The organism is Paenibacillus sp. AR247, from assembly GCF_002968895.1.
Lineage (GTDB): Bacteria > Bacillota > Bacilli > Paenibacillales > Paenibacillaceae > Paenibacillus_AQ > Paenibacillus_AQ favisporus.
Map to the genome: position 1 here is coordinate 1 of NZ_PCZT01000016.1, position 11,559 is coordinate 11,559.

Annotated in this window: 13 protein-coding genes and 1 pseudogene; 2 read left to right on the forward strand and 12 right to left on the reverse strand. The window is 46.1% G+C overall.

Going from position 1 to position 11,559, the window contains the following annotated elements; all coding sequences use genetic code 11:
- Positions 1–706, forward strand: a 706-nt coding sequence (locus tag CPT76_RS25440) for a helix-turn-helix domain-containing protein (protein ID WP_105444899.1), incomplete at its 5' end; no start/stop codon positions are given.
- A gap of 209 nt (positions 707–915) precedes the next feature.
- Complete coding sequence (locus CPT76_RS25445) at positions 916–1,524, forward strand: aldo/keto reductase (protein ID WP_105444900.1); 609 nt, start codon at positions 916–918, stop codon at positions 1,522–1,524.
- Between the two features lie 201 nt (positions 1,525–1,725).
- Here CPT76_RS25445 and CPT76_RS25450 read toward each other — a convergent pair whose 3' ends face one another.
- The 12 genes and pseudogenes from CPT76_RS25450 to CPT76_RS25500 all read right to left on the reverse strand — a co-directional run bounded on the left by CPT76_RS25450 (position 1,726) and on the right by CPT76_RS25500 (position 11,280).
- Positions 1,726–2,298 carry an HAD family hydrolase gene (locus CPT76_RS25450; RefSeq protein WP_258168800.1) on the reverse strand — a complete coding sequence of 191 codons (573 nt, stop codon included), beginning with the start codon at positions 2,296–2,298 and terminating at the stop codon, positions 1,726–1,728.
- A gap of 325 nt (positions 2,299–2,623) precedes the next feature.
- Positions 2,624–3,808, reverse strand: coding sequence for a serine hydrolase domain-containing protein (locus CPT76_RS25455; RefSeq protein WP_219845468.1), 1,185 nt, complete (start codon positions 3,806–3,808; stop codon positions 2,624–2,626).
- A 210-nt stretch (positions 3,809–4,018) separates the two neighbouring features.
- Positions 4,019–4,693, reverse strand: coding sequence for a pentapeptide repeat-containing protein (locus tag CPT76_RS25460; RefSeq protein WP_258168801.1), 675 nt, complete (start codon positions 4,691–4,693; stop codon positions 4,019–4,021).
- Between the two features lie 114 nt (positions 4,694–4,807).
- Positions 4,808–5,473, reverse strand: coding sequence for a TetR/AcrR family transcriptional regulator (locus CPT76_RS25465; protein ID WP_105444902.1), 666 nt, complete (start codon positions 5,471–5,473; stop codon positions 4,808–4,810).
- Between the two features lie 162 nt (positions 5,474–5,635).
- Complete coding sequence (locus CPT76_RS25470; RefSeq protein WP_105444903.1) at positions 5,636–6,169, reverse strand: GNAT family N-acetyltransferase; 534 nt, start codon at positions 6,167–6,169, stop codon at positions 5,636–5,638.
- Positions 6,170–6,502: 333 nt separating this feature from the next.
- Positions 6,503–6,769, reverse strand: a complete 267-nt coding sequence (locus CPT76_RS42300; RefSeq protein ID WP_105444904.1) for an HAD family hydrolase — start codon at positions 6,767–6,769, stop codon at positions 6,503–6,505.
- On the reverse strand, positions 6,751–6,948 hold the full coding sequence (locus CPT76_RS37795) for an HAD hydrolase-like protein (RefSeq protein WP_181153039.1): 198 nt from the start codon (positions 6,946–6,948) through the stop codon (positions 6,751–6,753). Before CPT76_RS37795 ends, CPT76_RS42300 begins: the two co-directional genes overlap by 19 nt.
- Before the next feature lie 200 nt (positions 6,949–7,148).
- Positions 7,149–7,746 (reverse strand): annotated as a pseudogene (locus CPT76_RS25480) (chloramphenicol phosphotransferase CPT family protein).
- A gap of 353 nt (positions 7,747–8,099) precedes the next feature.
- Positions 8,100–8,744 (reverse strand): nucleotidyltransferase domain-containing protein, encoded by a 645-nt coding sequence (locus CPT76_RS25485; RefSeq protein WP_105444905.1) that lies wholly within the window; start codon positions 8,742–8,744, stop codon positions 8,100–8,102.
- A 69-nt stretch (positions 8,745–8,813) separates the two neighbouring features.
- On the reverse strand, positions 8,814–9,089 hold the full coding sequence (locus CPT76_RS25490; protein WP_105444906.1) for a hypothetical protein: 276 nt from the start codon (positions 9,087–9,089) through the stop codon (positions 8,814–8,816).
- A 154-nt stretch (positions 9,090–9,243) separates the two neighbouring features.
- On the reverse strand, positions 9,244–10,227 hold the full coding sequence (locus CPT76_RS25495; RefSeq protein WP_105444907.1) for a tRNA dihydrouridine synthase: 984 nt from the start codon (positions 10,225–10,227) through the stop codon (positions 9,244–9,246).
- A 411-nt stretch (positions 10,228–10,638) separates the two neighbouring features.
- Positions 10,639–11,280: a peroxiredoxin-like family protein gene (locus tag CPT76_RS25500; RefSeq protein ID WP_076176774.1), complete on the reverse strand. Its 642-nt coding sequence runs from the start codon at positions 11,278–11,280 to the stop codon at positions 10,639–10,641.
- Between the last annotated feature and the right edge of the window lie 279 nt (positions 11,281–11,559).

The window sequence follows — 11,559 nt, forward strand, 5'->3', positions numbered from 1 at the left end:
TGATCGAGAATACACGATACGGAGCAACGAAATGATGTTTATTCATAAATCAATGGGAGTCGAGTACGAGAAAGCGGGTGAACCCGATTCCGATTATATCCTCGACTATACGATGTTTTTCCTGAACGAGAAGATCGTAGATGAATTCCTCAAATTCGCCGGTTTACAACCAATTTATCTCGTGAATGATGTTGTTCCGATAACCGTCTTTCCGATCAATGACCGCATTGGAAGCTATATCGAGTCGTTAAAACCCTATTTCGAGAACCCTGACGAAGTCAAAGAAGGACTGGTTCGTGTAAAGCTGATGGAATTGCTGTTTCATATCGCAGATTCGAATGATCGTTTGTTGCAGCAAATGATGCAACCCATAAGCAAGGAAAGAGGCAGCATTGCAAAGATCATGGAGGAGAACTTCATGAATCCCGTTTCCCTTAACGACCTTGCCTATTTGTCCGGCAGAAGCCTGGCGGCGTTCAAAAGGGATTTTCAAGCAATATACAACACCTCCCCGCTCAAATGGGTTCGCAATCGAAGGCTGGATAAAGCCAAGGAACTGTTAACGGAAACCGTGTTATCTGTTACGGATGTCTGTTTTTCGACCGGATTTGAAAATATCGCTCACTTTTCCAAAGTATTCAAGGAAAAATTCGGACTCCCGCCGTCAGAGTTTAGACGGCAGCTGAGGTTGAAGGAGGATGCCTAAAGGGGCTAAAAAAATGCTGCATATGCACCTGATTTGAAGATACCGTTTCGCGGAACTTACAGCGGAGCGGTATTTTGTTATATACAAAAGCCAAATGAGCTAAATAAACAAATAGAAATGAGCTTGTAGGCAAAGAAATTCATTCGTCTCCTTGATATTCTTATCTCATGCGGTAAACGTTTCACTAATATAGAAAGGTGTTGAAACCAATGAAAAAGGTAAAATTGCAAAATGAAATGATTCCTCCGATCGCTCTTGGTACCTGGTCATGGGGGACCGGTCAAGGCGGCGGGGATGCTATTTTCGGAAATCATCTTACCGCGGAAGACTTAAAACCGGTTTTTGATGCGGCGATGAAAGCCGGACTCCATTTATGGGACACTGCGACTGTGTACGGAATGGGAGCCTCCGAAAGCATTCTGGGCGAGTTTACCAAAGGCCGCGACGATGTGCTTCTCTCAACGAAATTCACTCCGCAACTTGGCGGGCCTGTTGAAGACCGCTTGAACAGCAGCCTGGATCGGCTCGGCGCAGACCAGACGGATATCTATTGGATCCATAATCCTCTTGATGTAAAAAGATGGACTCCAGAGCTGATTCCGCTCATGAAAAGCGGAAAAGTAAAATATGCAGGCGTCTCCAACCACACTCTAGAGGAAATCCAGCTAGCGCAAAGTATTTTGTCTGAAGAAGGGCTGAAAATCTCTGCCGTACAAAATCATTACAGCCTACTGTACCGTTCGTCCGAAGAAGCCGGAATTATCGATTACTGCAACGAAACAACATTGTGTTTTTCTCCTATATGGTATTGCTCATGAACGAAATCTTGAAGCAGCGGCGAAGGAGACCGGAATAGTAATCAAAGGTGAATGGGAAAAGCCGATGCATTAATTACTATAATCTTTCTTGTGTCGGCCTTACCAGGCCCAAACGAAGGTTCCAGGATCACTCAGGTTACTTTAAGGATGATGTCCTTTAATTCAATCAGAGTATTGATTCGATAGCTGGCCTGTGAGAAGTCATATGTTTTTGGTGAAGTCGTTATGGACAATAGCACAGTCGATACCAGCCGCCACGGCTGAGTTCAACCCTCTGTTTGAGTCCTCTACAACCAGGGTCTCTTCTTTGGTAGCTCCGAAGCGCTTTAGGCCGGTCAAGTATGGTTCCGGGTGCGGCTTGGTGTGCTCGTAGTCTTCGCGAACAAGGACGAATTCCATGAATTGTATGATCTGGCGCTTTTCATGTATAAGTTGAAAATCCGCACGTTTGGCAGTCGTCACGATAGCCATGCGGACGTACTTTGACAGTTCGGCTAGAGTTTCAACGACACCTTCAATCTCTATGGCTTCTGTTCTTAGATATTCCTGATAATAGACGTTGCGGACCTCACGCTGCTTGCTGATGGTCTGTTCATCAATTCCTGCCGCCCTAGCTTGGGACCAAGTGCCCAATGACTGGGTCATGTCGCGGAGGTATTGATCTTTATCCAAGGTAAATCCAATGTCAGCCAGAGCGCGTTCTCCCGCTTTGTAATACCAGAATTCAGTATCCACCAGAACACCATCATGATCGAAAAGTATGTACTTCTTCATTGTTTCGTTCTCCTTTGGCAGCTGTGGCAACCATTCGTGCCATCACGCGCCGTTGATCACCCTAAATCGACGGGCCTGATGTGTTACTGAAGAAATATGTTATTAAATAATTTCGGTTCTACAATCACTCTATCCTGCCCGTTAGTTGAATAAAGCCAGCCGATCAAAGTAATCGGCTGGCTTCTTGTTCATTATTGAACTATCGTCTCCGTTGGCGTAACATCGTCCATGAATTTGAGCTTTACTCAACTTGGTCATCCCGGTGAACGCTCTACCCATGCACATCCTGAAGGAATCCAGCTTCAAGGCGTACGTGCCACGGTGCTCAGTCCTGTTTACTGTCCGGCTCGGCCACATCAGCCGACCCGGCCTGCCCGCCGCCGAACACCTTCTCGACGAGCCTCGGAATCGCCTTCTGGAACGCCGCTGCCAGGGACATGGCGACGTCGTCCACATAATTCACGGAGGCGGTCAGGGTCTTGCTACCGTCTGGCGTGCTGTACATCAATGCCGCGTAGCCCGAAATGCCGCCGTTGTGGGTGATGATGGTAACGTCGCCGTTCGGACCGGCGTTCTGCACGAACACCCCCAGGCCATAGCCGATTTTGGGATACGGCTTGCACATCTCGGCCAGCAGCGGGGCCGGGAGGAGCTTGCCGCCCATTAGCGCGGAGATGAACGTGTGGAGATCCTTGGTGGTCGAGATCATGTCCCCGCCGGTGGAGATCCAGGAGGGGTTCTGGCGGGTGATGTCGACCGTCTTCTGCTCGCCGGCGTCCTCGTACCGGTAGTAGGCGTGGGCGTGCGGTTCGGGGATCTCCGGCTGCGTGTCTGGTACCACGGTACCCGACAGCCCAAGCGGCCCCAGAATCAACCGCTGCATCTCCTCGGCGAGCGAGCTGCCGGTGACCTTCTCGATCAGCAGCCTGGCCAGCACGTAGTTGGTGTTGGAATAGCTCCAGTCCGTTCCCGGCTCGAATCGCGCCGGCTTGGATAAAGCCAGCTGTACCAGTTCCTCCGGCCGGTAGGTCTTGAACCGGTTGTCTACCCACTCCTGGCCCTGCCAGGGGATCCCCGGCACGACCGTCCCGTCTTCGTAGTACTCGCCGGTGAAGTTGAACACCCCGCTGGTGTGTTGCAGCAGCATCCGCACCGTGATCCGCCGGTCCAGCCCGAACTCAGGCAGGTAGTCTACCACCGGGTCGTCCAGCCCGATCCTGCCCTCGGCAACCAATTGCAGCACCACGGTCGCGGTGAAGGTCTTGGTGTTGCTGCCTATCCGGAAGTGCCCGTTTGTAGGCGGCTTCGCCTCCTCGCCCAACCTGCTCACTCCGGCGCTGCCGACCCACTCGCCCTGCTCATCGTGCACGCGCAGCTGCACTCCGAGGAAACCGGAATCAACGATCTCCTGGATGGCCTTCTGCAGCTCCGGGCGATCCTGCCCGGCAGCGAATCCTTTTTCCTTCATATTTTCTGACGAACTAAAATTTTCTGTTGTTTTCTTTTCCATTTCGTTTCCCTCACTTTACTTTTTTATCAGTCCTATTGTTTTAAACAATAAACTCTCTCCCGGCTTGGCGTTTTCCTTTATCAAAGAATCCGCTTGTGTTCTTTCACTATAGAAGGATCCGAAACGTCACCTTTCAGCGCATGGAGCTGCTTGTTGGATTTTTGTAGTCCTTTTACTTGAATGCCCTTGGTTTGCATCGGATCCCCTCCCTTAAATGACGGTGACTTTTGACAAATTGGCATTCATGCCTTTGAGAGCAGCAAATGTCAGTTTATCCATCGTTGCGCCGTCAAAGCAGATCGTTTTGATCATGCGATAGTACTTCTTAGTAAAGGTAAACCCCGGTTGGAAAGAAACATTATTTAATGTAGCGCCCTTGAACGAAGCGTTGCTTAATTCCGCTCTGTCAAACTTCACGCCGATAAACGTCTGTCCGTCGAAACGCTGCCCGCTCAGATTGGAGTACTTGAAGTCAACCCCGTCAAACCAACAGCCCTCAAATATCGTTGATTTAAGATCGGTCGCCGTTAACGTGACGCCAGTCATCCTTACGCCCGTGAATTTGGCTCCGTTAAGATTCGCGCTGCTGAAGTTGGTTCTTACAAGAATCGACTTATTGAAGCTTGCATTTGTCAGGTCAAGCGCAGACAGGCTGCAGTCCGTCAGATTCGTGCCGTCAAAGTTGGCTTCGCGTACGTCGCTTCTATTAAACGTACTGCCGGTCAAATCCGAGCCCGAAAAGTCGGAACCGGCGAGCGCGCTGCCCTTAAACTGTCCTTTATGGGCCGTAACGCCCGCTAAGTCACTCTTCGCCAGGTTGCTTCCACTAAAGTTGGTCACGACTTGCTGTTCCAGCGAGCGGGTCTTTGTCAATTTCTGCTTCATTACATTCACATCTCCTTATAATTAAGTTTTCTAACAAGCACTTTGAATCCAGATCACCTATTCATACCAACCGTTGGTATGAATAGACTTAAAAATAAGCTGCCTCTCGGCAGTTTAGTTTTCTTTGCTGACTTCTCTAGCTGACATACGCAACAGTTCCTCGTAACGTTGAATCATTTGCTCATCGAACAGGTCAAGCCCCAGGCCTTTCAATATTTCATCGAAAAGCTTTACCTTGCGCAACACTACCTCGGGCGAAGCAGGAATGATCGCCGGGTTTAGCCAAATGTTGGTGAGTACCATCAGCACTTCGCTAAGCTCCCTAGGGTAGTCAGTTCGGATTGATCCGTCTCGCATACCCTGTTCTATAATGGGCTGGATATAGATGGGTACGGCTTTATCGATGATGTTCTCGATCAGTGCCGCCAGCATCTTCGGATTGCGCAAGAGGTTCGGTGCCACCGATGCCAATTCGTCTTGGGCGGGATTGTCGAGAGAGACGAGGGAAATCTTGCGAAGCTTTTCCCGTCCGTTCAGCTCCTTGTCGTCCCGGACACTGGACAGCATATCATCAACACCTTGGAACAAATGAGCGGTGACAGCCTGCAGGATCTCCTCCTTCGACTTGAAGTGATGGTAAATTGCCCCTTTTGTCAGCCCGCCCAGCTCGTTGATGATATCCTGAACGGAAGTCTGCTCGTATCCCTTTTGAATGAACAGGTTAAGAGCCACGGTTAAGATCTGGTTGATTGTTTCTTCAGGATATTTATTCCTTGCCATACGTTTCCTCTTTTCATACATTCGGTTGGTATGTAAAAAATATATCCGATCATCCTTTTAATGTCAACACCAAAAAAACAAAATCATTTGATTTGGGCTCTCGGGCGCGAAGCAGCTCTTCAGTTAGCTTTTCACGATTATTTGAATGTGCAGGATGCTCAATTATTTTATCGACCAGGGAATAGGTGTAACCTGATTGTTCTCCCAGTCTTCCCTAATCACCGCGTAACCGACGGAGTCGAACAATAGCCCGGCTTGTCTCCAAGATTTACGATGATACGCTTCCAACACGAACAACGATTTAGCAAACAGAGACCGCATACCCGTGTTATCCACTCTGGTATGTCCTTCAATGCGGATCGCTGCCGGATATTCAGAGAACACGTGTGAGACGATCCACCTCAAAGCTGACTTTCCGATACCCTTACCCCGATACTCGCTTCGGATTCTCAGATCGAACATAACAATCGGATCAGAGACGTCAAACAATCGGATCAGCCCGACTTTCTGATGGCCGCCTTTATCAATGATCCAGAACGTTTGAGTATTCTCATTGTGATAGGCGCCATTTTCATAAGCCTTTCTGATGTCGGATTCAGTAGGGTTCTCAACTCCATGATAAGGCCAGCTATCTGATGTGAGGAACTGTACGAGCTCCTCAACTTCCTGTTTAACAGATTCAAAATTGATACTCACGGTAATAACCCCTTTCTGTGGCTATGTGAATATTCCACAATTTCAAAAAATCCCTCTTATGTTTCGATTTATCCTAAAGATAGCAAGTAATTTTTTACTTTGAAACCTAATTCAGCTATCCTGTTCGTTAGTTTAACCTCATATGGATATTGGGCAGCAAGTTAAGTATATCCATCGGGGTATGGGCAAACATTGTTGGACATATCGGCTTAAGTCGTTCATAATTGCCGTCTCCCCAAAACGCCGCAATACTCCTCATTCGTCTGCATGAGCTGCTCTTATATCTGAGGGTTGGTCTCCGATATAAAGACAATTTTCAGGGAGTGAATTAAACTAACTTGCAGCGAGAACTAGAGGATCAGGGTGAGGTTTGTGTTGTAGAGTGTCTTCCTGGGCTACGATAACATCAAACAAGATGTCCAGTGATTTGTTTTGTAATTCTTTTACGACATGAAACCGCCGTTTAGAAGATACGATTCCCATCCGATAACCTCTCTGCTTCAATTCGTCCAGTAGCTCGGGTACATCTGGGTAGCAAGGGATTTGTTCCGCACGTTCTTGGTAGTAACGTGTTCCCGTATCTAGTATTTGTTTTGCCAAATTGTCATCGAACCATTCTTATTGACTACAGGAACGGGGCGTCCAACCAGCTGAGAAAATTCATCGTCTGTCGGCTCCCTTCCAAGAACCTGTTTAAATCCATAACGTGTACCTTCCTTTGCCAACGAATCACTATCTTGAATTGTCCCATCCAAGTCCCACAGAACCACTCTGATCAAAAGTGCTACCACCTCAACTCGATTCCTTCGCAAAATCACTCCATTATCCTGCCCGTTAACTTAACGACGACAGTCGTTTAATTTGTCCGGCTGACGTCATGATTGAGCTATCGTTCTCCGTTAGCTTAATTCAAAATCCCCCGTCAGACAGGGGCAATAGCCCCCATCTTGAATATGTTGTTATCTGATGGATTCGCCTTCTATGAAACACTGAACTCTCTTTTACTTAATTTCTTAAATGCAGAGTAATCCTGATCGGACTTAATCAAACTTAATATCTTTTCCGCACATTCTGCTGGACTCAACTCTTCAGTATTTACTTCAAGGTCATATTCATTAAAGGAATATACTTTGTCGAACTGGGAATTTGCTAGTCCAATCCTTCGATCTCCTCTGATTTGCTCTCTTCTTGCGAGTTCTTCTTTCGAGCATATGACACCTACAAATAATGTAGGATAATCAAAAAGTACATCAAGATAATCATTAAACCACTTGTCGTTTTCGATTACGGTATCGACGATTACATTCAGACCCATTTCGGTAAAACAATTTAATTGTCGCGTAGTACATGGAGATTATGGGATCAAATATGATTTGTCCGATAACTTCATCATCCAATTTTCTTACAGGTTTTAAATCTGGAAATTTATTATTAATAAAATCATTGTAATTATGATAAAAATCATCAATGGATAAATGATGAAAAAGAATCTCTTTCTGGTTGGTCAGTTCCATGGAAATACTCGTCTTTCCTGCACTTGAAGTTCCGTTCAACAACACAATAAGCCCTTGCTTCAAACGAACCACCCTTTATATAAGATTTGCGTACCTTTTAGATAAACGTTATATTCACGAAGTGCAGAAAATTATCCAACTCAGAAAACATTCGAGAAAAGATTGAACTCTCCTGTCCACTAGCTTAACGGCTGCTATTTTAGCACAACTCAATGATCCAAGCTTTGAATTCAACGGCTAGTTTTTTTTGTTCTAATCCATTGAACCGCCTGAAGTACGCATCACTTCCCTTTTGGATGACTAAGAGAGCTTTTCATCGCTGAAACAAATCCCTCATCTTCAGCCTTCCCAGTAATTCACTTCATTTTCCAGCTGGTCTCCCCATGCCTCATAAACTTGATTAAAACCAAAAGATCTCAGCATTTTTTCGGAGCTCTAAACAATATGATTTGTTCCTTGGGGTTAGCGGATTTGGATATCGCTGCAAACCGTTCACTTAAAGCTGTCTTCTGCATTGGAAGATGCTCCAAACGATCGAGTAAGATATCGACTCTATCCAAATAAGGGGGGATAAGCTTATTAATACTAAACAAGCAATTGATTAAGCACATGATAGACGATGAAGCCTGCAGTAAAGACCCAAGTTCATTATTTCTTCTTACGGCCTTCATAGATCGGTAAAAAGCATTCAGATAGGCATCCAACCATCTCGTGACATGTCTCTCAGATTCTTGATCAGATAGTGTACAGATTTCATGAATAACCGATGGCAGCCATGTGGTATGGTCAACGATGATTTGAGCAGTTAAAAAGGCGTTTGCTCGCCAATCCGATAATTTTTGAAGCCCTTTAATCTCCTTTTCGCTTATGTAGGATACATCCCATTTCCAAGCCGCGTTGGGAAGACGCAACACGGGCTCGGACTGTTGATAGACGACAAGTAAATCGACATCCGAGTGCTGGTCATGAGCGTCAGCTGAAACCGAACCCATTAAAAGTACACCTAACACATTGGGCTGACTACAATTTTCATATACTAACTGTTTGATTTGATCAATCATACGAACACCCCCACGATTGAATACTTTTTGTTGTCACTATGAATACAAGTTCTTTTACACTCCTTGCGCCTACATATCCCGAAGCAGCGAAGTATTCAGCTCCGCTCTTCCCAGGTAACCACTGCAGATGACAGGGCGGTTAATGATTTCATATAATTTTTTAAGATCCGTAATGTACTCCTCGCTCCAGGTTTCAAACGATTCGAATTCCTCCTTGGAAATTTGGTGGTACTCCGGGGTGTCGGCGATCCCCGTTAAGACCTCATACGCATAGATATCGTCGCCAAACTTTCCTACAGATTGGTATCTGCCTGTTTTCAGACGGATGTAATCAGTGTATCTCAAGGTCATCACTCCATAGGGATCATCATTATCGTACAATTATCATAATCTGCCTTTCAGTACAACACAATCGCAACCGTATAAGACTAAGTTCCTCCATCGTAGAACGCAAAAAAACTCCATCCCCTAAGGGACGAAGTTACTCCGCATACCTTATTTAACTGTCTCCGCCCTCATCCATACGCTGTGCAAATTCGTCCAAAAGCGCACGTACTTCATCGGTAGACGCCGTGCTCATCAATTGATTTCTGAGTTCGCTTGCCCCTCTAAACCCTTTGACATAAATCTTGAAAAAGCGATGAAGAGCTTTGAATGGCCGCGTCTCTAATTGTTGGGAATACTGATCATGGAGATCCAGCTGCAATCTTAAAAGATCAAGGTATTCGCTACTACTATGCTCCCTCGGTTCTTTTTCAAAGGCAAACGGATTTTTAAAAATGCCACGCCCGATCATGATGCCATCCACACCATATTGTTCAGCCAGCTTCAGGCCCGTTTGACGGTCAGGAATATCGCCATTAATCGTGAGCAGCGTATGTGGCGCCACACGATCCCGAAGTGCCTTTACTTCAGGAATCAGCTCCCAATGCGCATCAACTTGGCTCATTTCCTCTCGTGTACGCAAATGGATCGAAAGATTAGCGATGTCCTGCTTCAAAATATGGGTCAGCCAGTCCTGCCATTCATCCACCCTTGTAAAACCAAGTCTGGTCTTTACACTTACAGGCAGTCCTCCTGCTTTGGCGGCTTGGATGATTTCAGCTGCAACCTCTGGGCGGAGAATCAATCCGCTTCCCTTCCCGTTGGATGCCACATTAGGAACAGGACAACCCATATTGATATCAATCCCTTTAAATCCTGCCTTCGCCATCCCGATACTCATCTTTTCAAAATACTCCGGCTTATCGCCCCATATATGTGCAACCATCGGTTGTTCATCCTCGGTAAATAGCAAACGGCCGCGCACACTATGATTGCCTTCTGGATGACAGTAGCTCTCCGTATTCGCAAACTCGGTAAAAAACACATCCGGTCTTCCTGCTTTACTCACGACATGACGAAAAACAACATGCGTTACATCTTCCATTGGTGCAAGTATAAAGAAAGGCCGGGGTAAATCAAGCCAAAAATTATCGTTCACTTCAAACTCAATCCTCTCGTAATAATAAAGCTTCAGCCGTTATCCAAAAATATAACGCCTCATATTTGACTTCTTATCCACTTATATCATGCTTCATAACATAATGATTAAATCAAAGTACACTCGGATTTCCAACCCTTCTGACCATATTATATATCAAATTACTCTGAAATTTTTATATTGTCAGATATAAGAAAAACTCTATCGACGTACCTTCCAAGAAGACAGACCGCGTTTAAAGGAAGTTTTTCTTGCAATATCAGGAAGCCATGGCTCTGGAGTTTATACGTTCTGATATTATAAGAAAAAGAACGAACTCCCCAATCAGAGAAATTCGTTCTTTATTCCAATCATTTAATCATGCCATTCCTATGAAACATAGAAGGTATAGCGCAATTATTATCGTAGGGTTTACAGCTTTCTCAATTCATGCAAAATATTCTCCGGATCCAACCGCTGCATAAAGTCCGGATTCACGTAGGCAGAACGGATGATGCCGGATTCGTCGATCATAAAGGTGGAAGGAATCGGCAGGATCCAGCGGTTCGTCGCGTTATATTCTGCCAGGTCCATGCCCATTTGTTTCATCATGTTCTGGATATAATCCGGAACGTCGTAAAGGATGTTATAGAAAGCAGCCACGAGACCGTTGGTGTCGCTCAGTACTTGGAAGGTCAGCTCTTCTTTCTCCTGCTGGGAAAGCGTATTGTCGGGGCTTTGCGGGCTGACCGCGATCAACTGGCCCCCAAGGGCTTCGATGTCCGGCAGTAGCTTTTGATAAGCCTTCAGCTGACTGTTGCAGAACGGGCACCATCCGCCCCGGTAGAAAGTGAGGACAACAGGTCCTCTGGACAGTTCATCATAAAGGTTCACTGTTTCACCCAAGGCATTCTTGAGTGTAAAGTCTTTGGCCTTCTCCCCCTCCTGCCGGCCGTAAGGAATACCGGATTCCTGCTGCTCCCGGATCTGACGGAACATCTCTGTTTGAATCTCTATAGGGGTATGCGCGATAAATTGCTGTTTGGTTTCCGCTAAAGCTTGAGTTAATGACATATTTTGCTCTCCTTTTTAATGAAAACTTTCTCATAGAAGCAGCCATAAATTAGATAGACTTGCTGGTTATTTGTCAGGTTAAACCTCAATTCATGAAGCTTCATTCGGCAGAAATCTCGGCTGGTGAGGCGAATGCCGCGAGCTTGCTTTGCCTGCGCAGATGGATGATTTGGGCTGTCAAGCCAACGATAAGAATGACGAAGAGACTGCCTTGAGCGCCGAGGAGAATGGGCGAACTCAGATCGGTAACGAAGGGATGGCCGTTAGGAACACGGGTCA